This is a genomic window from Staphylococcus ratti (assembly GCF_020883535.1).
Classification (GTDB): domain Bacteria; phylum Bacillota; class Bacilli; order Staphylococcales; family Staphylococcaceae; genus Staphylococcus; species Staphylococcus ratti.
The window spans coordinates 366,121-389,260 of the sequence record NZ_CP086654.1; the positions used below are offsets into that span (position 1 = coordinate 366,121).

Genomic DNA, 23,140 nt, shown 5'->3' on the forward strand with positions numbered 1-23,140 from the left:
ACGAACTTTGTGTGAGAGAAAAGTAAGAAGAGAGACTGAGGAGCATTCATGTTATTTAATCATTACGAGCCATATACTGTTAAATTATCTCAACACGGTGATGATGTTTTAGAAATGGTCACTATAGGAGATAACGATTCTGAAAATGTGATTGTGCTGTTACACGGTGCAATAATGAACTACAAAATTATGACAGTATTTGCCAAATATCTTCATCATACTAAACTAATATTTATTAATAGCCCAGGTCGTGGAAAAAGTACGTCGTTGACGAGAGCAGACCACAATTTAGAAGACTATGCGACACGTATTAATGAAGCGTTAGAGTTAGAAATACAACATAGTAACGTTAAACGTATAGCAATGATTGGCTATTCTATGGGAGGCCTTATAGCGACGAAGCTTGCGGGCTACAATACGCTACCAATTACACATTTGATTTATTTAAATAGCGCAGCAAAAATCGATTATAAAGAATTACGAGTTACAAAGTTATTTTATGAATTAATTAAAGATATTAAACCGGATCATCAAGATGGCATGATTAAAAGTATCCCTGAGTTTATATTAGAACAAGGCGTCTCTAAAAAACATACGGATAAATTTAATTTCACCGAATATTTAGCACCAGTCGATGCGATGATTACGGATTTAATGTACACATTAAAAGCGGATTATTTGGAAGATATAGATAAAATTGAACACATGCCAAAAGTGTTGTTTTTGTTAGGTGAAGATGATGTTATTTTCCCAAACAAAGACTCAGCGATGACGATTCAAAAATTTGAAAATAGAAACGCTGAAGTGAAGTCGATTATTTATCCAGAAGTGGGACATCTTGATTTCTTACGCGTTTTAGATAAGGGCATGGGTGAGAATCTTGGAAGCATTGAACATAATATCAATGCATGGTTAAATATGCCGCAACCAACGACTCACGAAACAGAATAATGCGCATAATATAAAACAATACCCGCCTAAAAAGTGGGTATTGTTTTTGTTTAAAAAACGCTAATAGCAAGGTATAATGCTATTAATAATTAAGAACATCGTTTTAAATATTATGGATTTTCCCAAAAAATCAACAGTGAAAATGAGGGTTGTTAAAATAGAGTATTGGTATATTAACGACATTCGATTTCTCGCTATATTTGGGAAACTGTGGAAATAGAATATGTTACAATAGTTAAAATTGTTACGAAAGAAGCGAGGCAAATTTGTATGAGAGAAACTGAAAACAACGCAAAACCAATGCCAATTTTATTCATTATATTGTTAGGTACGATGACCGCATTTGGACCGCTATTATCTGATATGTATAGTCCAGCTTTACCTTTAGTTCAAGCGGATTTAATGACGTCAACGTCTCAAACGCAATTGACGTTATCGATAGCAATGATTGGTATTGCGTTAGGTCAATTTATTTTTGGAGTTATGGCGGATCGCGTCTCGCGTCGGAAATTGGCACTAAGTATTTTAGCGCTATTGATTGTGGCATCATTATTGAGTGCGCTAAGTACTTCCGTTTTTGTATTATTAGTATTACGTTTTATTCAAGGTCTTGCTGGGGGTGGTTCAATTGTTATTGCGCGTGCTATCGCAGGTGAGAGTTTTAAAGGTGAGCACTTAAGTCGTTTCTTTACCGCTTTAATGGTAGTGAATGGTACCATTTCGATTTTAGCACCACTTGCGAATGCGGCTTTATTATCTGTCGGAACGTGGCGATATATTTTCTTTGCGTTAGCAGCTATAGGCGTTGTATTGTTTGCCTCTGTAGCAGGTCATCCATATATGAAATCCATACAACAAAGCCAAACGAAAGCCCCCAAACTCTCGGTAGTATTCAAGGATTTCGGGCATTTGTTAAAAACACCTGCGTTTGTCTTACCAATGTTGTTACAAGGCGTAACTTATATGATCATTTTTAGTTATGGTGCCGGAGCGCCGTTTATTATTCAAAATGTTTATGGCGTATCACCACAATCATTTAGCTTTTTAATGGTCATTATTGGTATTGGCTTAATTATGTCGAGTCAAGCTTCAAACTTGTGCTTACGTAAAATGTCACAATTGCACGTTCTAACACTCTTTTTAATGATACAAGTCGTTGGAGCTATAATGACGATTATCGTGTTATTGTACCATCTACCGTTGCCTTTACTTGTGATAACTCTATTTTTAACTGTCACACCTGTGACAGCGATTGGACCGATTGCATTTGCATTAGCAATGCAAATGCGTACAGGTGGTAGTGGCAGTGCTTCTAGTCTACTAGGGTTATTCCAATTTATTTTAGGAAGTGCCGTCGCACCGTTAGTGGGCATTCAAGGTGCTGAAAGTGTGATACCTTACAGCATGGTTTTAGGTATGACGATTATCTTACTTCTTACATTCGGCCATTTCACATATCATCGTTTAAAACATAAAGTTCTGTTGTAAATTAGAAAAAAGAGCTTTGAAACAAGATATATTAAAAATTTAAGGGTAACTACTCCCGCTAGGAATAGTTACCCTTATTATCAACACAAGAAGAAACGCGCTTTCACATGTTTCAAATCCGTCAGAATATCTGCAAAATAATATATAAAATTAAAGATACTAATATCACTAAAACAATTAATACAACCCACCACTTCTTAAGCACTAAATTTAATATCTTATCCATAAATTCTTTTGGAAGGCCACTTTTTTCTGGTATCCCCACAGTTTTAGGATATTTTCTATCTAGCTTTTTCGTTAAGAAAATATTTAAAAAATAACTAATACTTCCTAAGAGGATAAAAAACAAGAATAACCACAAAATACCAAAAACTGGCTGTAAACTTTGACTCAAAGTATTAATCAAAAGTCCAAAGGAACCTAAAAGTAAAACAGCGATTCCAATTGAAAAAAGTTCGAAAGACTTTTTCTCATATTTTCTAAAATCCAATTCCTTTTTTTGTTCTTTAGAATACTCCATTAATTCAACCTCCTTCTCGAACGAATCAACAGATTCAAACAAATCACTAACTGTTACACCTAAAGCATTAGAAACACTTTTTAATGTTTCCCTACTTACATCTTCACCTGCCTCTATTCTTTGTATAGTTCTCACAGTCACATGTGACATTTCTGCTAAGTTCTCTTGTGTGAAAGAATTTTCTTTTCTAATTTTTGAAACCAATGAATTATTCATAAATTAATTGTATCTCCTTCTTTAAAATAGAACCACGACAATCAGACGACAGTACCCTGACAATTAGACGACAGCGTCCTGACAGTCAGGCGAAAGTAAAAATTGGAGCTACTGTAAAGTTAGAAAAAAGTATAGATTAATAACATTTTAACATGACAGTACTATATTAACAGGCTAACAGGACATAGATTTTGTGGCACACCAAAACACCGTAGATCTCAAAAGACCCACGGTGCTTTTTCTCAGGATACTTGTCCATATAAATTGTATAAAGCAATTTCCTGACTTTTTTAGCCAAAAGTTGCTTTGAATCAGATACCCTTATTATCAAAATACGTGTTTCATATCCCTTTATTAAGTTTATCGAAACTTAGTTTGGGTAAAACTAAATAAAGGTAGGTATTAAAATGAGGGAAATTTTATTTGGTAAATTTTTTTGTTGACTTTAAGTCTTATTATTGCTTTTTTCGGTACATTCAGTGACCCAACTCATGCGCATAGTAATTCAATTAATGAAAAGCAAATAAATACAATACAAAATTCTCTTAGATATGATATTCAAAATGAAAAATATGCTTTTAATACAGAATATGCCGTAAATAATGGGTTAACCCAAAATCAAGCAGAAAATCTAAAAATATACTTCGAAAGTATGAATGAAGAACAAATAGAAAAATTCAACCAACAGATAGGCTTAAAACCTGATTTAAACTCAAATAAAAACGAAGGGCCATCTACTCGCATAGCTCCAGCACTAGCGGCAGTACTAGGTGTAATAGGTGGTGCAGTAGCAACTAAATTACTTGATGAAATAATGAATTATGGAATTAAAAAAACTTGTCAGTCCAACAAAGGTAAATGGGAAGCCTTTGATGATTATTGTTCTACAAATGGCCATTTGTGAAAATATTTTTAATAGGGTGATTCTATGAAAATAACTGAAATGGTAACAAGCTATTGGTTTAGTCTATTTGTAGCTTTAATGTTTGTAGCATTTAGCACTTCTTCTACCTCTTTTGTTAATATGCAAAGTGCCGGTGAAATAGCCATATTTGTAATTATATTTATAGTTAAAGTCAGTATCTTGTTTTTGGTTTATAAAATCATTTCAACACTCATTGTAAAAATGTTCAGTTAATCTTTATTGCTTTGTGGACGTTGAGCCTCTAAACCCTTAATAAAAGTGGGATATAATTCTCAGTCTAAATAAAGAATCGGGGTGAGATGACGAAAACTTATTGGTTTCGTCGTCCACCCTATTTTTATGTTTATTTATAGCGCATCATATGGAATCACGTTGCGCAGTTCGAACTGATTCATATTTTGAATGATAGGTAACTGTTGTAACGTTTGAGCGACACGACTTTGCAAAATTTCGTTTTTATAATGTGTGAATTGTGCTGAATGACGTGGATTTTCTAGATAATGTGTAACGCCTACAATGATGACGATAGCAATGCCAGCTCGAAGAAGGGTTTTCATATCTTCACATCCTTTAAAGATTATATATATAGCGTAGCAATTGACTAAAAATAAAGCATGAGTCTCAAGAAAGAGTGGCGAGTCAAACCTAGGTTGGACAGATAATTGAGGTTGTTGAATATAAAATATCAACTGTGAAATTGCTTTTGATGTGGCGATTGGCTGCTTGATGCTATATAATTATTAAAACTATATTGATGAAAATATTAAAGGAGTTGGCATATTTGGAAATTCATGAGCAGACAAAGCATTTACAAAAACGTCAAAAATATGCAATACGCAAATTAAATGTTGGGATTGCGTCAGTGCTGTTTGGCACTTTCATTTATTTAAGCATGGCAGATCAAATAAAAGCAGCGGAAGTTGAAGCAAAGGCATCTAGTCAGTCGGAAGGATATGGACAAGGAATGGCTGATGCACCATCTGAGACAAGTCATGAGTATATTAAATCTTCAACAGAAGCGTTAGCAGATGATGTAGTTCCCAACGAAGTTAGTGAAACAGCAGATTATCCAGCGGAAGCAGTACAAGCGCATATTACAGAACAAAATAGCAAAGAAACTTCTGAAATAAAATCAGATGACACGCCTACATCTTCTACAGTAACGCCGTCATCTCAAGAAACGAAATCTGCAACAGTTGAGGAAGTAGGCTTAGATCGTGTCCAATCGACTGTCAAAACGGCAACACCTAAGCAACAAGAAGTGGCTTCGCAATTTAGAACAACCAGTGACGTTAACGGCGTTCCACCTGTAAATGCGCCTGCACCTCAAGCGAATACAAAACAGATCACTGTAGAAGGTATTAAAGAGAACGTGTATCAAAAATCCATTCCAGTATTGCCGGATTCAAAAGTAGCGCAAACGATTGGTATGGGAAGAGGAAATAGTCAAGGTCGTGAAAGCTTAGGTGTTATCGTGCCAGCAGATACGAAAGTATATATACGCCAAGCGAAATCAACGAATGAATCTGATGTACGCGTGAATTTAATGACTGACGATGGTGTGACGAATAAAACAGTGGTCGTCCCACGTGATGGTTCTTGTACAAATATCGAGACGAGTGTTGATAGTGCAGCGTTTATCTATTTGCAGAGAGGTTTAAGTTCGGAGCCTTTGGTTGAATTTTATGTTGAAAATAACCATTTTCAAGCTTTGCCGACGTATCGTAAAGGTCAAAACCAAGAAACCTTTGAGACACAGTGGGTGGATCAAGATGCAAGCTATGCTTTTGTAGACGGAGAAAAACATGCAATTTTAATACCGCGTGTTGATCGAGACCGAGTATTGGCAATGAAAACGAACACCTCTAAATATGGATTTAAAAATTTAGATGAATTCATTACGTATTATGATGATGTTATTACACATTACGACCAGTGGGTAGGGTTAAACGATGACCCACAATCCGTCAACTATAACATAGGACATAAATATTTTACGACAGCGAATAAACATGGATTTGGTTTAGCTTATTGGTCAGGAGACCATATGGGGATGAACGGCCCATCTGTCTACGGTTATTTAGATAAAGGATGGCTTATTTTACATGAAATTGGTCACGGTTATGACGGCGTAATGATAAGAGACAACAATGTGCAGTTGATTGAAGTCATTAACAATGTTTTGGCACATCAGTATGAACAAACTGTCCAAAAGCTCGGAAGTGACTGGTTATATCAAAATAACGCAGAAGCATTACAAAAGCGAATTCATGAAAAATACTTTTCTAGTTCAAAAGCGTTCAATTTTAATAGTTTAGACGCTAAAGAAAAATTAGATTTTGTGACACGTATGACGCGTTTAACAGGATTTGATGCATTGAGTCATATGTATCAACATATCCGTAAACAATCTGCAACAGAAGGCCTCCCGGCAGACGTACCAAGATGGTTAGGGGAGTATTTATTAGCTGAAAATGGTGCAAATGGCCTAGCTTATTTTGATTTATATCATATTCCAACATCACCTCAACTTAAAGAGCGTTTAAATCAATATAACAACAGTTATGTTTATCCACTTGCGATGTTAATAAGCGATGAAGCAGAACGTCAAAAATATGTGGAACGTCTAAATCTTAAAACGATTTATGAACTCGTAAAATCATCGGACCTTAAAGATACAGTCATTCAGGCACCTGCTACGGTCACACTTAACTTAAATGGCCAACAATTGGCACCGCATTCTAAAGTGTTGTTAAAAGATGGCAAAGATATTGTTGCTGAAGCAGAAGTGATTAATGGAGAAGCGGTTTTTAACCATGTGAGAGCAGGAGTATACAAAGTCCTTGCACCGTCATCAACAACACTTGCCATCCCGGATTACGCGTATATGGTAGTGCGTGAGTCAGGTGAGAATAGTGTGACGTTAAATTATCCTGAATTAGAAGGGACTCAAACGAATGTAACGCAACAAATTGCGATTAAAGGTTTAGGCAACAATCTTGTATCATCAATCACATATCATCCTGCTACAAAAGAAGTGATTTATCGACATACGAATGGGCAACCTCACGTTTATTTTGGGGAACAAGAATATGCGCATGTGACAATTCGAACACAACAAGGAGAGGTATTACGAGACCAATCATTTTTAGGAAATGAACGTTTATCAGAGGAGCAACAAACGTTCACTATGAATTATGGGGATACGATTACGGTAATGCACAGAGAAGCAGAATCAAGAAGACAAGTCATTCGCATGGAAAATGGTGAACGTCTAGCAATGCCAGATGAAAGGATGCAAACGGTTACTTACACGTTAACGGACAAAGGTTTTATTGTAAATAATGAAACGGAAGCTGATGCAGAATCACGCTATGTTGCAATGTTAGAAGGAGATATTCAACATATGATTGCACGAATGGATGCATATCCAGAGCGTGATTATCGTGTACAACTGCATCGCATTGCGCAAGGTATACAATATACAAATCGCGATGATGAAAAACGATTACGTGAAATGTTATCACCTTATTTAGAAGTGGGACAATTAGCAGCGCCAAAAGTGCAGCCTGTACAACTAGATCAACGATACGTCTATGGTACTGCTACGCCAAATGCGACGATTACTATCGTGTTACCAGCCGGAGAAAGCTATACAACTAAGACAAGCGAGCAGGGACGCTGGAGCATTACGATACCAACAGAAACACCGCTAAAAGTGGATGATATCGTGTATGTTCAAGCGACGCTAGAAGGCTTACAAGACGCTCCAGAAGTGACGACAAAAGTGATTGATACGATTGCGCCGAATATACCAAACATTTTTATCCCGCAAGCTAAAAGTCAAAATATAAAAGGTTCTGCACAGCCTGGTGTGAAAGTATTCATCACATTTGCTAATGGACAAGTTGTTGAGACGGTAGCTTCAGAACAAGGTGTATGGTCGGTGTTAGCGCCAGCCCCACTGCAGCTAGGGGAAAGTATCTCTGTATATGCTGAAGATGCCAATGGCAACACATCGGGATCAATGTCTGTACAAGTGATAGATACTATTCCCCCAAATCCACCAGGGGCAACGAATTTAGAATACGGCAAAAGCATTATAAGAGGGACAGGAGAAGCCCATCACAATCAAATCTTAGTGCGTTTTCCAGACGGTCAAATTGATAAAACACTTGTAGGGAAAAAGGGTACTTGGATGATAGGGGTACCATACGAATCCTATGAGAAGCTAAAAGTGGGTGATGTTATTCAGGTGTTTGAATATGATGCGTCTAATAACCGCTCACAACCTACTTATATTTATGTAGTAGATACAACGCCACCGCTTTCACCACAAGTGAATGTAGTGACGGAAGGCGAAAGTGAAATAAGTGGAACGAGTGAACCGTATAGTATTATCACGATCACAATGTCAAACGGGGATATATTAGAAGGTAAAACAAATGAAGAGGGACGTTTTGTAATCTCAATTCCTGAAAATATTCGTTTGACAGACAAAGATGAACTTATTGTAGTGGCAACAGATTCTCATCACAATTCTTCTGAACCTACAGTAGTGATTGTAAAATTCAAAGAAGAGGAGCAAGGGGTAGAGGGAGAACCAGGAGAAGTACCGGTAGAGCCAAGTGAACCAGCCCCAGAGATAGAGGAAGGAACAGGAGAGGTACCGGTAGAACCAAGTGAACCAGCCCCAGAGGTAGAGGAAGAAACAGGAGAAGTACCGGTAGAGCCAAGTGAACCAGCCCCAGAGATAGAGGAGGGAACAGGAGAAGTGCCGGTAGAGCCAAGTGAACCAGCCCCAGAGGTAGAGGGAGAACCAGGAGAAGTACCGGTAGAGCCAAGTGAACCAGCCCCAGAGATAGAGGGAGAACCAGGAGAAGTACCGGTAGAGCCAAGTGAACCAGCCCCAGAGATAGAGGAAGGAACAGGAGAAGTGCTGGTAGAACCAAGTGAAACAGATACAAAGGTAGAAAAAGAGGCACCCGAAGCTTCATTGGGATATAAAGAGCATAATGGAGTGTCGCCAGTAATATCTACGATTGACAACTTCAATCATGAAGTATATGAGCCTAGCTCGATACGTTTGAATCGTTCGCAAAGCACAATTGAAAATGAAGCATCAAAGTTAACTAGAAATGTAAATAGTCAAAATGAAATGTTAAGTAAGACGAAAAGAATAATGGTGCAACAACGTACGATGGTTGACTCCAAATCAGTGACACAAGCAGAAAAGTTACCGGAAACTGGTCAACAAGTAGAAACAACTAAAGTCGGTATCTTATTATCATTACTTGGTGTTCCATTACTCGTTCGCGCATTAAAGCGACGTAAAGCGTCAAAGTAAATTGAAACCATAACAAAAAGCAGAGTGAAATCTCATATTAAGATTTCACTCTGTTTTTCTTTTAAAATAATTTCATTAAGATGTTAAGAAATCTCCGCCATTTAAGTGGAGTGTTTGCCCTGTCATGTAAGAACTATCTGTTGAAGCTAAAAAGACATAAGAAGGTGCAAGTTCTGCTGGTTGACCACGACGACCCATAGGTGTTTCGCCACCTTGATTTTCGACTTTGTCTTTGTCAAAAGTAGCAGGAATAAGAGGTGTGTATATAGGTCCAGGCGCCACAGCATTCACGTAAATGCCTTTTTCCATTAGCGATGTGGCAAGTGATCGTGTAAAGGAAACGATAGCCCCTTTAGTAGAAGAATAGTCAATTAAATGATCTGATCCACGATAGGCAGTAACACTTGTAGTATTAATTACTTTGTCGCCTTCAGAAAGATGTGGTAAAGCCGCTTGCGTTAAATACATCATCCCAAAAATATTCGTTTCGAATGTTGTTTGGATTTGTTCTGGCGTCACATCTGCAAAATCATCTTTCGGAAATTGGACGCCGCCGTTATTTACTAAAATGTTCAAATGTCCAAAATCATGTATGACTTTATCAATGAGTACTTTAGATTCATCGACTTTTCGTAAATCGTGAGCATAAGCTTTGGCTTTAACGCCAAGTTCTTCAAGTCGTTTCACAGTATCTTCAGCATCGATATGTTCATTAAGGTAGCCAATCGCTACATCTGCGCCTTCTTTAGCAAAAAGGATGGCTACTGCACGTCCTATACCAGAGTCGCCACCAGTGATTAACGCGACCTTACCTTTTAATTTACCAGCTGCTTTATAACTATCTAATTCGCAGACAGGTTTAGGAGTCATATCTTTTTCAGAACCTGGCTGTGTGTCTTGTGTATAACCTTTAATTTCATCATGTAATTTTTGTAAGTCCATCGTAGTCACCTCATAAAAAATTAGTTGTTAATTACGATTCCAGTAGCGTGGTTGTTCAAATGCTTGTACGATTGTCTCCGGCGTTTCAGACGTCAATACGCCAGGTTGAGACGTATCTACACGACTATTAGAAAGTGCTTTTTTTGCATTTTCATTAAGTACAAGTGGTTTAAAATGTTGATACGTTAATTCGGCAAATTCCTCAGTTTTATCGAAAATACTTTCACTTTCAGCAAGAATGATTAAACTGTCAAAAAGCGTTGGATGAACAGTATCAAACGTTTCGGTAATGCCAAAATCTTCTTCAATGTTTCGTGGTTTATCCGAAATAAACGCATAGTTTAATTGGTTGTCTACCATTACTTGAGCATAAGCTTTAAGCGTGTCACGACTGAGGTTACCATCTACGATAATGCCGACAGAATGACCTCTAAGGGGTCGTTTAAATTTTTCCATAGTCAGTTGACTATCTGATTGTTCGAGTTGTACTTCTTCATTATCTTTAGGTACGGAAACGCCAATATTTTCTGCGACACGTTCTGCAAGTTTTCGTGACACTTTATTAAGTTGATTGACTGCATTTTGTTTTACAGAAGTTTCTGCACATTTTCCAAGTTCAAATGAAAATCCTGCGACGGTATGGTCAAATTCTGGCTGAGTTAAGCTATTTAAATACAGTCTTGGTTGTGTGTAGTAATCTTTAAAGCTATCACTACGTTTTTGAATTTTATGACCTTCTACTTTTTCTTGATAATGTTCAAATCCGCCTTGTTCAGGTGGCGTCGTATGTGGATTGTTATGGTTTAATGCGTTGTTATGGTAAGCCGTTTGGCCTTGATGGATATTCATTTGATGCATGCCGTCACGTTGATTATTATGCACTGGAGTAACAGGACGATTGATTGGAATTTGATGGAAATTAGGGCCACCAAGGCGTGAAATTTGAGTATCTGTATATGAGAAAAGTCGACCTTGTAATAAAGGATCATTTGTAAAATCAATACCAGGTACGATATGCCCCGGATGAAATGCGACTTGTTCTGTTTCTGCGAAAACATTGTCTACATTACGATTTAAAGTCATTTTACCAACGATTTTAACTGGTACTTCATCTTCTGGCCAAATTTTTGTTGGGTCAAGAATATCAAAATCGAAGCGGAATTCGTCGCTTTCTGGAATGATTTGTAATCCGAGTTCCCATTCTGGATAATCACCTTTTTCGATAGCTTCAAATAAATCTTGACGATGGAAATCAATATTTTTACCTGCGACGATTTGAGCTTCGTCCCAAACCATTGACTCTAATCCTTGTTTTGGTTTCCAATGGAATTTTACGAAATGTGCCTCGCCATTTCGATTGATTAAACGAAAAGTATGGACACCAAATCCTTCCATTTGACGGAAGTTTTTAGGGATACCGCGATCACTCATCGCCCACATCGTCGTATGTGTAGACTCAGGATTTTGAGCGAAAAAATCCCAAAATGTATCGTGTGCTGAACCGCCTTGTGGGATTTCGTTATGAGGTTCGGGTTTAACGGCGTGTATTAAATCTGGAAATTTTATCGCATCTTGGATAAAAAAGACAGGAATGTTATTGCCGACGAGGTCAAAAACACCTTGATCCGTATAAAATTTTGTCGCAAATCCTCGAACATCTCTCACGGTATCTGGAGAACCTTTAGATCCTTGAACAGTTGAAAAACGAACAAAAACAGGTGTTGTTTTATTTGTGTCAGTTAAAAAATCTGCATAAGTGTATTCTGATAAGTCTTCGTAAGCTTGAAATTCGCCATGTGCACCATATCCTCGTGCGTGTACGATACGTTCTGGTATTCTTTCATGGTCAAAGTGGGTCATTTTTTCTCTGAAATGAAAGTCTTCAAGGAGGCTGGGGCCACGGTCGTGTGAACGTAATGTGTTTTCATCTTCAGAAATTTTAAGGCCTTGATTTGTCGTCATTGCTTCGCCATCGTTACTTTTACGGAATGCTTCTAAATTTTGATCTTTTTTGTTTGTCAACGTTGATGCGCCCCTTTCTTATTAATATTGATTTCGTAAAATACGATACGCTTTTCTATACCATTACAATCGATGAATGAAACACGAGAGGCGCATCTATTTTTGGGAGTGTTTTAATTCGTCAGTGTTATTTATTATGAAGCGGCATAAAATTAAAAGAGGGATATAGGCAATATAACGCTTTAGTTATTAAGTTCATTAAAAATTTACATTTTTACGTTAAAATAGTATTGGAAATGAATAAGGAGACGTGTGTGATGAAAATTACTTTTGAGGACATCATTAATCAACAAGGCTTTATTCGAGCATATTATTATGACGAGTGCCACAGGGGAGAGATTCGTTTTGAAATGAGTGACCCTATTCATGTGCGTAATGACCTTGTGGCAGAAGCGTTTGGCGCATTATGTGGTCAATATTATGATGAAATTGAAATCACATTGAAAATCTCTGCTAAGACAAAAACAGAAATTGAAAACCGTACGGGTGCGTCTGTAATTAGTAGCACGGGGCTACGCTTTTGGAATTTTAATAAAATGATAAGCAATGATGTGAAAACGCTCAATTTTAGTGGTGATGTTGCGAATTTATCTGCTTTAGCGCTAACGCCAGGCAACCCAAATAAAGTGTCATTGGACTTTGGCAAAGACGCAATACATATGTATGAAATGTTTGACCGTTGGAACAGCCGAATTGTAAAGACGAATGTGATGGAGACGCATTTTCCTTCTATTACTTCGGATTATTATGCAATTGGTACTATATTATATAAAGACTATTTTAATACCCGTTATATGATTACAGGTTTACAACTTGACCCATTGACGGTTAATATGACTAAAATTCAAGCAGAACAAGCCATTGCAGGTATGATCAATTTACCACATACATTAGGCTTATCAGCAGTAGGGCACACGAAGATTGCTTGTAAACGATGGGATGAAGAGTTGAATACCGCGATGAATACGGTCAAAGTTTCTCAACCGGAAGTACGTACCCAACAACAATTACTCGTCGCGATAGAAAATGAGCGGGCATATTTAGGACTTCCGCTTGATAAAATGTTGATTCAGCCGACAGGTATTTCTTGGGGTGAAAATATAAAGTTGGATTTCTTAGCACTTTATATTTTAAAGCATCGAGGACGTGCTTGGGCGTCTTATCTTGTCCAAAATATTCCAACAGAAGCAGAAACATGGGTGCGTAAAATCTCTCTTGATTTTTATGAACGCTATTATCCAGGTGTTTTGAATTATATGCCAGAAGAGGTTAAAACCTATGTGCAACAACAGCTCGAACAATATGAAATCGCACTTTATAGTGAACAAGATTGGCAGTCATTTCAAATGATTAGAGCACATTTATTTAAAACAAGACAACCTAGATAATAAAGTTACTATAAAGAAATATACAAATTAAAGTTGGGACAAAATTGCCCTTTTGGATTCATTTATTGGTATTCCAAAGCAAGGGAGGTTGATGTCCCGGCTTTTTTGTATTTGAAAAGATTTTTTTCTAACTTTAGCATGCATATTTTGTTTTCACTTTAGACTGCGCGCTTAAATTTATTATGTAAAAATAGCATTATGTAAGTTTGGATAAAAGATAGTGTGAAATTATGTTGATTTTTGTATTTTGGTGTAGCAAAATAAGATAAAGCGCTATAACGCATTATCGTCTTATACATATTGCAGTTAAGGGGTTTATTTGTAAATGAGGGAGGTTCATGTTTCATGAAGTTAGTAGGAAAGCTTATAGCAGGAATCATTTTGGGGATTATCATTGGGTTCTTCGATATTGAAATTTTAAATCGTACCCTAGTGACAATTAAAGGCGTTTTTGGCCAGTTTATTAATTATATGATTCCACTAATTATCTTTTTCTTTATTGCAGCAGGGATTACTGCGTTAGGTAAAGGTTCTGGTCGCCTTGTAGGCATGACTGTTGGTGTGGCATACACTTCTACAATTATTGCGGGATTGATGGCACTCACAGTGGCATATATATTGATGCCTGTCATTGCTTCTGGAGGGAAAGTACCTGGGGAGCCACCAGAAATTAAACCGTTTTTTACTTTTGAATTCGAACCATTAATGGGGGTTTTAACGGCTTTAATTACCGCATTTGCGTTCGGTATTATTTCACATGCGGTGAATGCTACGACAATTATTAAAGTCATCGATGAAGGGCAACGCATTGTTGAAGTGTTAATTGAAAAGGTCATTATTCCTTTCTTACCACTTTATATTGCTACTATTTTTGCAGAAATGACTGCTCAAGGCACAGTGGGAAGTATTTTGAAAGTCTTTGGTCTCGTTTTAGTCGTTGCGATTGTTTTACATTGGGTGTGGTTATGCATCCTATACATCATTGCAGGCGTGCTTAATCAACGCAATCCATTCAGTATGTTGAAAACGATGTTACCAGCGTATTTTACGGCAGTGGGAACGATGAGTAGCGCTGCTACGATTCCGGTAACATTAAAACAAACAAAGAAAAACCATGTGACGCCAGCGCTAGCAGATTTTAGTGTACCATTGCTTGCGACAATTCATTTATCAGGTTCTACGATTACACTTGTCAGTTGTTCTGTGGCGGCTATGATCGTGTTGCCAAGTTTATCATTAGTGAGCATTTCAACGATGATCGGTTTTATACTGATGTTGGGTATTATTATGATTGCAGCGCCAGGTGTTCCGGGCGGTTCAGTTATGGCGGCGAGTGGGATTTTAGGATCAATTCTAGGTTTTAATGAAGCGGCCATTGGCTTAATGATTGCCCTTTACATGGCTCAAGATAGCTTAGGTACAGCAACAAACGTTACAGGAGATGGCGCAATTTCTGCCATTGTTGACCGATTAGGTTTTAAACATAGTGAAAAATAATAGATAAGGGACGTAAGGCATACATTGCCTACGTCCCTTATCTATTATAGGTTATGTTTCGTCATCTAAAACTATGAACATAAAAAGCTAGGCCCACAGAGGTACCAATCCATAAGGGGGAAACATCAATAGTATGAGATCGGTGATAAACTACTGATGTTCAACACATTTTTGTATAATTTCTTTCAAAGACAAAAGGTCTCCTTCTTTTTTGAGACGAAAGATGTGTACAATAACGGTAGTGCTTTTCATATTTATTTGAGTTTAGTAACGGGATTGATTACGTATTGCTTGTTTTTCTTCTTCTGAAATATGGAAATAATAGAAAACACCAATCCCTACCGGAATACCGATTAGCGGTGTCAAAATCATACTAATGACTACAGTGTAAATAGCAATTAAGATAATTTCTTTTAAAGTCCAACGACGGTTAATCATACCGTCAAAAAATTGTTTGATTGACATAGTAAATACTCCTTTTACCTCATTCTACATTTGAAATTATTATCTGTATTATAACACGAGTACTTCAACGTTTCTTGTATGGAGGAACGGGAATATAAATAATAATTACTTTAGAAGAAATGAGGGAAAAGCATGACAAAACAAAATCCATTAAATCAATTTTATAACGAGAAATATGAAGAACAACCGCAACCATACCCAGGTATTCAAAATAAAATGACACCTGTTCCTGATTGTGGTGAAGAGACTTATAAAGGCTCAGATAAACTTACAGATAAAAAGGCACTTGTGACAGGTGGAGATTCAGGAATTGGACGAGCTGCAGCGATTGCATATGCGAAAGAAGGGGCAGATGTAGCGATTGCTTACCATCCGGATGAACAATCTGATGCAGAAGAAGTGAAAGCAGTCATTGAAAAAGCCGGCCGTAAAGCTGTATTATTGCCAGGAGACTTAAGAGATGCAACATATGCGAAACAGATGGTAAAAGATGCACATGAACAACTTGGTGGACTCGATATTTTAGTGCTTAATGCAGGTATGCAACAATATGAATACGATATCCAAAAACTTTCTGCGCAACAATTGACAGATACATTTGAAGTGAATGTATTTTCAAACGTTTATTCTATTCAAGAAGCACTCAATTACATGGACGCAGGTTCGAGCATTATTATCACGTCCTCTATTCAAGGCGTGAAACCAAGTGCACATTTATTAGATTATGCGATGACGAAATCATGTAATATCTCTTTAACAAAAGGTTTAGCTGCACAATTAGGACCAAAAGGCATTAGAGTAAATGCAGTGGCACCTGGTCCAGTTTGGACGCCATTACAAATTTGTGGTGGTCAACCTCAAAAAAATATTCCTGATTTTGGAAAGAAAGAACCGTTACAACGTGCAGGTCAACCTGTTGAATTGGCTGATGTTTACGTCTTGCTTGCTTCAGAAAATGCAAGTTTCATCACTGGACAAGTTTATGGCGTTACAGGTGGATCGCCAATTAATTAAATTAGGATTTAGCCTTAAGAGAGTTAGAAAAGAACGCGTATTCAAATAGCTTTATGATTATAAAACGACGCATGCGTACGATAGTTCGCATGCGTATTGTATGTATACGATGAGTTTGCATTACTTTTATGCGGATATTATGAAGTTAATGTGAATAAAAAGTTAAAATCGAGTTAATTCAAACGGTAGGAATAGATAAACAATTCATTTTTTAATATACTATGGCCAAATGTTACAGCAAAGGAATTGGGAACATGACAATCCAACGACATCAATACATTTTATTAGCGATTTTTATCTTTTATTTAATAATGAGTATATTGACGCCACTTATACATGATGATTTACAGTGGGGAAGTGCTTATGGGATAGAAATGTTAAAAGAAGGATTTCAATCTCTTAATGGACGGTACTTAGGTAATACACTTGAAATTATTGCTGTGCGTATCCCTTTATTTCGATATTTGACGTACAGCATCTGTGCAGTGCTTATGATTTCAATGATTTTTCAATATATTACGGACATGAAGCATCGACAAAGTGAACGTAGTTTTATGTACATGACGATTTTTATGTTTGTATTGCTCATTCCAACAGCGATATACAGTCAAACATACGGATGGTTTGCAGGGTTTTATAATTACGTGCCAGCCACACTTTGTTCGTTTTTTATTTTACGTTGTAGTTTAAAAATTTTTGAAGGATGGCATTTAAAGCCTTCTGAAAGTATAACATTAATTGTAGTATCACTCATTGGTCAGTGGTTTATGGAAAATATGACATTATTTAATGTAATGATTTCATTTTTACTTGTGGTAGGGGTTATTTATAAATACAAACGATTACCGAGCGTTGTATTAGCCATGAGCCTTAGCACTGTTATTGGTGCGCTTATTATGTTTATGAACCCTAATTATTTAAACATTATAGCTGGAAAATCTAATTATCAAAAAGTGTCGGATGAGCAGCATGGTATTATTGCTAAAGTCATAGGCACTTTATTCTCACAATTTCCAGATAAAATCATCTTTCAATCTATTGTAATTCTCACTGTGATGGCACTATTAATGATAATGCTCATAAAGCGCAGTCATTTAACACGGTTGAATAAAAGTACATTAATCATAGGGTTACTTTCTGCTCCGTTATATACAGTGTTGGTTCGTATTCCATTTCATTTTGAACAAAGTAATGAAGCGTGGAGTGTAGCGATTACTAATATGATCGTTGCAGTCATATTTTTTCTTAGTCTTAATTTCGCAATTATTAAGGGGTTACCTTCAGGGCGAGTGAAGCGATATTGCATCATATTATTATGGATGATTCCGCTCATGACGGCGCCTTTACTTATTGTTCAACCGATAGGGCCACGAAATTTTTATTCAATTTATATGATTTATGTCATTATAACGATGGCACTCATTTCTCAAATGAATTTAAGACCATACAAAATCGTGTTAGCAATAACTGCTGTGATGGCATTAAGTTTGATTATTATTTTTAGTACAATTTCAATTGCACAGTTTAAACGCATTAATGCTTTAGAAAACGCAATAAAACAGAATCCTCATCTGACTGAATACACGGTTTCACGATTGCCATTCGAATCGTATATGCAACATTCTTCTCCTTATGACGAAAAAAAGACGACGATTTTCAAAACGTATTGGGGTGTGCCCGAACACGTCAAACTAGATTTTAAGTAGGGGAGCGGGACAGAAATCTATTTGATTTCGTAGTCCCGCCCCGACAAGGCTGACTAGGGTAGAAAAGAGCTGTTAAGCGAAATTTCAATCCAGACAGCTACTGTGCATATTAACAGTTACCTTCTCAATATAGAAGCGGGACAGAAATCTATTTGATTTCGTAGTCCCGCCCCGACAAGGCTGACTAGGGTAGAAAAGAGCTGTTAAGCGAAATTTCAATCCAGACAGCTACTGTGCATATTAACAGTTACCTTCTCAATATAGAAGCGGGACAGAAATCTATTTGATTTCGTAGTCCCGCCCCGACAAGGCTGACTAGGATTGAAAAGAGCTGTTAAACGAAATTTCAATCCAGACAGCTACTGTGCATATTAACAGTTACCTTCTCAATATAGGAGCGGGACAGAAATCTATTTGATTTCGTAGTCCCGCCCCGACAAGGCTGACTCGGATTGAAAAGAGCTGTTAAGCGAAATTTCAATCCAGACAGCTACTGTGCATATTAACAGTTACCTTCTCAATATAGAAGCGGGACAGAAATCTATTTGATTTCGTAGTCCCGCCCCGACAAGGCTGACTAGGGTTGAAATGAGTTGTTAAGCGAAATTTCAATCCAGACAGCTACTGTGCTTATTAACAGTTATCTTCTCATTATAGGAGTGGGACAGAAATCTATAAGATTTCGTCGTCACACTCTTTTTGGGTTGAAGATGAGTTGCATTTATAATTGAAATCCATTATCATTTATAAAACGAAATGATTACGATTTATAAATGAGGTGTTCGCATGTCGAAATGGATGATTATTGGTGGGGGTGTTCAAGCCACTACAATTGCAATACATTTAAGAGCTTTAGGATTATCACAGAAAAATTTATATATTATTGATCCCAATGAAAAATTAATGGCACAATTTGAAAATCAAACTCAGCGCATAGGAATGGAATATTTACGTTCACCGATTGTACATCATTGCCACCCTGGTCCGTTTGATTTAAAAAAATTTGCGAGAGTAGAACATTATGCGCAACCTTTCAAAGGACAACACCGACGTCCGAGGTTAGATATGTTCTTTGACCATACACGTTACTGGATCGCACAGTACAATTTAGAAGCAAGCCATATTCAACAAAAAGCAATAGATATTAAAAAAGAAGGGAATCAATGGGATGTGCGCCTTGGAAATGGGCAATGGTTGCATACACAACATGTCATTTTAGCTATGGGGACACATCACCACCCTAAAATTCCAGAAATCTTTGAGGGCCGTGCGGATGTAATGCATATTCACGATACTACGATGACACCTAACTATGAGGCGTCTCACGTAGTAGGAAGTGGAATATCCTCAGGACATTTAACGTTAAAATTACTTACTGAGCAACTTGAAAAACAAATCCATTTGTGGATGAAAAAAGACTTTGAAATATTTGATTTTGATGCAGATCCTGCTTGGTTAGGACCAAAAAATATGCGCGGCTTTCAACAGGAGCAAGATTTATTTAAACGTATAACAATTAATCAAAAAGAGCGTCATAAAGGTTCAATGCCTAAAGATATGGTGATGGCATTGAAACATTATCAACAAGAAGGACGCTTAGTTATCCATCATGCCCCTATTATTTCTTGTGAGGACCACTACATTGTGACTGAAAAGGAACGTATTTATTACGATAGTATCTTACTTGCGACTGGATTTAAGTATGATGTCATGCAACAACCATTAATGCAGCGTCTTTGTGCAATGCCACAAGCGCGTTGTGTTGATGATTTTCCTCAAACGACGACAGAATTAGAATGGTTGCCGAATTTATATGTTGCAGGGATGATGGCGGATTTAGAACTCGGACCTTTCGCGAGAAATATTATGGGTGGACGTCAAGCTGCATTACGTATTGGTGACACGTACCAAAATAAAGTGAAACATTTAGCCAGTTAGTCTTTGAAAATAATTGTCTATTTAAGCTATCATTTGAATTAAACATTGGATGATAAGTGAGGAGAAATAATGACAATACGTTGTGTATGTTTAGTGGAGAGAAAGGGCAGTGCATTGCGACTTGTTCAAGTGCGCCATCGTGAAAAAATGTATTTTCCTGGAGGTAAAATAGACGTAGGAGAGACGTTGGAAGCGGCGTTAATTCGTGAAGTAAAAGAAGAACTACAGCTTGATTTAACAGAGGATGACATTGAATTTATCGGTAGCGTTGTTGGCCCTGCCTACCCGCAACCCGATGAGACAACAGAATTAAACGGCTTTCGTGCAAAAAGAGAGATTGATTGGACACAAGTCGCTATCGATTCAGAAATTACTAATATTGATTGGGTAGATATCGATGATCAACAACGTATCGCACCTGCTGTTTTAAAATGGATAGATAAATATGAAAAATAAGATAAGCCCGACATAGAGCATATTTTCAATGTCGGGCTTGTCTTATTTAGATTCGATATGCGTTAAATTAGGATAAAGCCCCAGTTGAGGAAGGTTAAAACCCATTGTTTCAACTTTGACGTATTGACCTTCTTTAATTTCATTTTGAATCTCGCTACTATTAAATTTTTGACGTAATAAGATGTCTGCATTTTCGATTTTAGTTGTTTTCTGATCTTTTTTTAATTCGATAAAATACGTTCTTCCAGTGGAAATGCTATGATTTTCTGCATATTTTTCTACAACCTGTCCTTCATAAGTGTGTCGGTTGTGTTCAGGGATAAAAGTCCCCATACCGATGAAAGCAATTAACAAGATGAAAGCAATAATAAATATGACATTCATTGCTTTGGAGCCAAGTTGGTTCATTATTTTGTATATGCCACTTTTTATTTTTCTCATCATAATGGTATACGCCTCCGTCTCATTTTTTATAGCATACTATAATTCGGTGTCACTGACGAGAGACATATTTTATAGAAATATGAACAGTTGGTAGAAAGTTTTACTAGTAGGAAGTCGAGTATATCGATTTCTGTTCATTCATGATGTCCTGGCACAAGAGTCACATTAAAGAAGGTATGAGCAATAGAAGTCGTGATGCGTTTTGTTGTATGAATAAGTTTTAGCGCTAAAATCTACATCGCCTATTTCAATGTGTCACGACTATTTATCAAAGCCTCAGGTCGTATTACTTTGATTTCGTATAAAGCATTTGTGCGATTCTTAGTAGGACAATACCATCTATCGTGTTAGGATCCCAACCTGTTATATCATGAATTTTTTTAATACGATAATTCAGTGTATTACGATGAATATACAAATCGTTGGCAGTTTTAACCAGTTTTCCATGATTGCGGAAGTAAGCTTCAACAGTCTCATTTAAATATTTATCTTCACCAAAATCAAGGAGTTTTTTGTAGTTAGAAACAAGTGACGTCTCATTGTTTGGTGTGAAATGACTAATATTGCTACAAAGCGTTTCTAACTCGTATTCTTTATAAGTATGGACGCCTTCAAAATGTCCTAAACTACGAATAAGTTTTTGTAGCGCAATAGCTTCATTGTAGGATTGAATTAATCCTTGAACACCTGTATTGAGTGAGCCTAACGTAATAAGTGTTTTGTTCAGTGTATCTTCTTCATGCTGTTTTTCTATAAACTGTTTGATTTCTTTCAATGTTCTCCCACGATTTTTATTCGCTTTAAAGATGAAAATATATTCCTGAGGCATAATTTCAATAATATCATCGTTAGGAAGTTTCCAGTTATTGAGCATTTTACGTAAATGCTTAATTTTCGCTTTACTCGTTGTGTCAATTTGAATGAGCCCAACAGTAAGTGCTTCATTAAGCCCTAAATGTTCAAGAATCCCTTTGCGATTATAATTTTGAATTTGTCGATTTTGATTAAACAAAATATAAGACAACGTTTGTGTACGAGATAATTGGCTGTTGTGTTCGTCCGCTCTTTCTTTCTCTTGTGAAACGATGAATTCTGCATTGAGTTTGAGCAAATGAGAATAATCACGTATATCATCAGGATGGCCTAAAATAATTACGGCACCGTGTGTATCAGTTTCGTCTTCAAAAGGGACGACAATACATGGACTGTCAACGTGCCAAAATTTCATATCTTCTTCTTCAATTTCGAGCGGCACATTACGGCGAATAGAATGGATGGCGGCTTTATGAGATTGGCCTAAGTATTTCGTGTTAGAAGAAGCAATGATCTGGCCACTTAGGTTAGTGACAAGAATATCTTTTTTTATAATGGATGCTGTTTTTTTAATTGTTTTTTGAGCCCAATATTCTTTTCTCATATAAGTTTCCGTCCTCCGTGTCTAATTCTAAATCTTTTATATTTTAATATAGTTTAACAGTAGATACCACTTTGTTTTACACAATAAATAGTTAGAAGAAATGTTATGTACAAATTTATAGTAACACTTTAAGTTAAAAAGGTTGAGCAATTTGCTTTCAAGTTATTGTGCATTTATACAAGAATAATTTTTCTTGAGTGAAGCTTTCAATAGCATGTATAGCCTAAAAACATTGAGAATAAACATAATTTGTTTCGAAGTCAACAAACTTTTTAACTAAATAAAATTAGAAATAGAATTACGTACTATCAACTTTAACGTTGGTGTATGATAAATTAAAAGTGTATTGCTCTACTTATAATTTAAAAAGAGATTTAGTGGGGAGCAAAAACATTTTTTGCAAA

General features: G+C 36.7%; 17 protein-coding genes. 10 read left to right on the forward strand and 7 right to left on the reverse strand.

All coding sequences use genetic code 11. The features are described 5' to 3' along the window. Positions 1 to 48: 48 nt before the first annotated feature. A complete protein-coding gene (locus LN051_RS01595; protein WP_229292887.1) occupies positions 49 to 951 on the forward strand; it encodes an alpha/beta fold hydrolase in 903 nt (300 codons plus the stop codon). Between the two features lie 270 nt (positions 952 to 1,221). Further along, positions 1,222 to 2,439 (forward strand): Bcr/CflA family efflux MFS transporter, encoded by a 1,218-nt coding sequence (locus tag LN051_RS01600; RefSeq protein ID WP_229292888.1) that lies wholly within the window; start codon positions 1,222 to 1,224, stop codon positions 2,437 to 2,439. Positions 2,440 to 2,560: 121 nt separating this feature from the next. On the opposite strand, the gene LN051_RS01605 is transcribed toward LN051_RS01600, so the two are convergent. Continuing rightward, positions 2,561 to 3,175 (reverse strand): helix-turn-helix domain-containing protein, encoded by a 615-nt coding sequence (locus LN051_RS01605; RefSeq protein ID WP_229292889.1) that lies wholly within the window; start codon positions 3,173 to 3,175, stop codon positions 2,561 to 2,563. 436 nt (positions 3,176 to 3,611) lie between these two features. Between LN051_RS01605 and LN051_RS01610 the strand changes: the two genes are divergently transcribed. Next, positions 3,612 to 4,079 carry a hypothetical protein gene (locus LN051_RS01610; protein WP_229292890.1) on the forward strand — a complete coding sequence of 156 codons (468 nt, stop codon included), beginning with the start codon at positions 3,612 to 3,614 and terminating at the stop codon, positions 4,077 to 4,079. Positions 4,080 to 4,447: 368 nt separating this feature from the next. On the opposite strand, the gene LN051_RS01615 is transcribed toward LN051_RS01610, so the two are convergent. Next, the gene (locus tag LN051_RS01615; RefSeq protein ID WP_229292891.1) at positions 4,448 to 4,657 is read right to left on the reverse strand and encodes a hypothetical protein; all 210 of its coding nucleotides are present in this window, start codon (positions 4,655 to 4,657) and stop codon (positions 4,448 to 4,450) included. Between the two features lie 224 nt (positions 4,658 to 4,881). Between LN051_RS01615 and LN051_RS01620 the strand changes: the two genes are divergently transcribed. After that, on the forward strand, positions 4,882 to 9,447 hold the full coding sequence (locus LN051_RS01620) for an Ig-like domain-containing protein (RefSeq protein WP_229292892.1): 4,566 nt from the start codon (positions 4,882 to 4,884) through the stop codon (positions 9,445 to 9,447). Positions 9,448 to 9,522: 75 nt separating this feature from the next. Here the strand turns inward: LN051_RS01620 and LN051_RS01625 are convergent, their stop codons facing one another. Both LN051_RS01625 and LN051_RS01630 read right to left on the reverse strand, forming a co-directional pair. Then, positions 9,523 to 10,389 carry an SDR family oxidoreductase gene (locus LN051_RS01625; RefSeq protein ID WP_229292893.1) on the reverse strand — a complete coding sequence of 289 codons (867 nt, stop codon included), beginning with the start codon at positions 10,387 to 10,389 and terminating at the stop codon, positions 9,523 to 9,525. Between the two features lie 27 nt (positions 10,390 to 10,416). Next, positions 10,417 to 12,411: a catalase gene (locus LN051_RS01630; RefSeq protein WP_229292894.1), complete on the reverse strand. Its 1,995-nt coding sequence runs from the start codon at positions 12,409 to 12,411 to the stop codon at positions 10,417 to 10,419. A 257-nt stretch (positions 12,412 to 12,668) separates the two neighbouring features. Between LN051_RS01630 and LN051_RS01635 the strand changes: the two genes are divergently transcribed. Next, on the forward strand, positions 12,669 to 13,799 hold the full coding sequence (locus LN051_RS01635; protein WP_229292895.1) for a hypothetical protein: 1,131 nt from the start codon (positions 12,669 to 12,671) through the stop codon (positions 13,797 to 13,799). Positions 13,800 to 14,144: 345 nt separating this feature from the next. Further along, the gene (locus LN051_RS01640; RefSeq protein WP_229292896.1) at positions 14,145 to 15,296 is read left to right on the forward strand and encodes a dicarboxylate/amino acid:cation symporter; all 1,152 of its coding nucleotides are present in this window, start codon (positions 14,145 to 14,147) and stop codon (positions 15,294 to 15,296) included. Between the two features lie 264 nt (positions 15,297 to 15,560). Here the strand turns inward: LN051_RS01640 and LN051_RS01645 are convergent, their stop codons facing one another. Next, positions 15,561 to 15,761 (reverse strand): VraH family peptide resistance protein, encoded by a 201-nt coding sequence (locus tag LN051_RS01645; protein WP_229292897.1) that lies wholly within the window; start codon positions 15,759 to 15,761, stop codon positions 15,561 to 15,563. A 132-nt stretch (positions 15,762 to 15,893) separates the two neighbouring features. On the opposite strand from LN051_RS01645, the gene LN051_RS01650 reads away from it, so the two are divergent. The 4 genes from LN051_RS01650 to LN051_RS01665 all read left to right on the forward strand — a co-directional run bounded on the left by LN051_RS01650 (position 15,894) and on the right by LN051_RS01665 (position 20,875). Further along, positions 15,894 to 16,775: an SDR family oxidoreductase gene (locus LN051_RS01650; protein ID WP_229292898.1), complete on the forward strand. Its 882-nt coding sequence runs from the start codon at positions 15,894 to 15,896 to the stop codon at positions 16,773 to 16,775. Between the two features lie 254 nt (positions 16,776 to 17,029). Next, positions 17,030 to 18,481 carry a DUF6056 family protein gene (locus LN051_RS01655; protein WP_229292899.1) on the forward strand — a complete coding sequence of 484 codons (1,452 nt, stop codon included), beginning with the start codon at positions 17,030 to 17,032 and terminating at the stop codon, positions 18,479 to 18,481. A gap of 786 nt (positions 18,482 to 19,267) precedes the next feature. Then, the gene (locus LN051_RS01660) at positions 19,268 to 20,419 is read left to right on the forward strand and encodes an FAD/NAD(P)-binding protein (RefSeq protein ID WP_229292900.1); all 1,152 of its coding nucleotides are present in this window, start codon (positions 19,268 to 19,270) and stop codon (positions 20,417 to 20,419) included. A 69-nt stretch (positions 20,420 to 20,488) separates the two neighbouring features. Beyond that, on the forward strand, positions 20,489 to 20,875 hold the full coding sequence (locus LN051_RS01665) for an NUDIX hydrolase (protein WP_229292901.1): 387 nt from the start codon (positions 20,489 to 20,491) through the stop codon (positions 20,873 to 20,875). Positions 20,876 to 20,917: 42 nt separating this feature from the next. On the opposite strand, the gene LN051_RS01670 is transcribed toward LN051_RS01665, so the two are convergent. Both LN051_RS01670 and LN051_RS01675 read right to left on the reverse strand, forming a co-directional pair. After that, positions 20,918 to 21,319 (reverse strand): hypothetical protein, encoded by a 402-nt coding sequence (locus tag LN051_RS01670; RefSeq protein WP_229292902.1) that lies wholly within the window; start codon positions 21,317 to 21,319, stop codon positions 20,918 to 20,920. Between the two features lie 286 nt (positions 21,320 to 21,605). Further along, positions 21,606 to 22,736, reverse strand: a complete 1,131-nt coding sequence (locus tag LN051_RS01675; protein WP_229292903.1) for a sugar diacid recognition domain-containing protein — start codon at positions 22,734 to 22,736, stop codon at positions 21,606 to 21,608. Positions 22,737 to 23,140: the final 404 nt, after the last annotated feature.

Bases quoted from the DNA above. Each gene is read 5' to 3' on its own strand.
- LN051_RS01675 (WP_229292903.1), bottom strand. From the start codon at position 22,736: ATGAGAAAAGAATATTGGGCTCAAAAAACAATTAAAAAAACAGCATCC.
- LN051_RS01600 (WP_229292888.1), top strand. From the start codon at position 1,222: ATGAGAGAAACTGAAAACAACGCAAAACCAATGCCAATTTTATTCATT.
- LN051_RS01605 (WP_229292889.1), bottom strand. From the start codon at position 3,175: ATGAATAATTCATTGGTTTCAAAAATTAGAAAAGAAAATTCTTTCACA.
- LN051_RS01645 (WP_229292897.1), bottom strand. From the start codon at position 15,761: ATGTCAATCAAACAATTTTTTGACGGTATGATTAACCGTCGTTGGACT.
- LN051_RS01635 (WP_229292895.1), top strand. From the start codon at position 12,669: ATGAAAATTACTTTTGAGGACATCATTAATCAACAAGGCTTTATTCGA.
- LN051_RS01650 (WP_229292898.1), top strand. From the start codon at position 15,894: ATGACAAAACAAAATCCATTAAATCAATTTTATAACGAGAAATATGAA.
- LN051_RS01655 (WP_229292899.1), top strand. From the start codon at position 17,030: ATGACAATCCAACGACATCAATACATTTTATTAGCGATTTTTATCTTT.
- LN051_RS01615 (WP_229292891.1), bottom strand. From the start codon at position 4,657: ATGAAAACCCTTCTTCGAGCTGGCATTGCTATCGTCATCATTGTAGGC.
- LN051_RS01665 (WP_229292901.1), top strand. From the start codon at position 20,489: ATGACAATACGTTGTGTATGTTTAGTGGAGAGAAAGGGCAGTGCATTG.
- LN051_RS01625 (WP_229292893.1), bottom strand. From the start codon at position 10,389: ATGGACTTACAAAAATTACATGATGAAATTAAAGGTTATACACAAGAC.
- LN051_RS01640 (WP_229292896.1), top strand. From the start codon at position 14,145: ATGAAGTTAGTAGGAAAGCTTATAGCAGGAATCATTTTGGGGATTATC.
- LN051_RS01595 (WP_229292887.1), top strand. From the start codon at position 49: ATGTTATTTAATCATTACGAGCCATATACTGTTAAATTATCTCAACAC.
- LN051_RS01660 (WP_229292900.1), top strand. From the start codon at position 19,268: ATGTCGAAATGGATGATTATTGGTGGGGGTGTTCAAGCCACTACAATT.
- LN051_RS01670 (WP_229292902.1), bottom strand. From the start codon at position 21,319: ATGATGAGAAAAATAAAAAGTGGCATATACAAAATAATGAACCAACTT.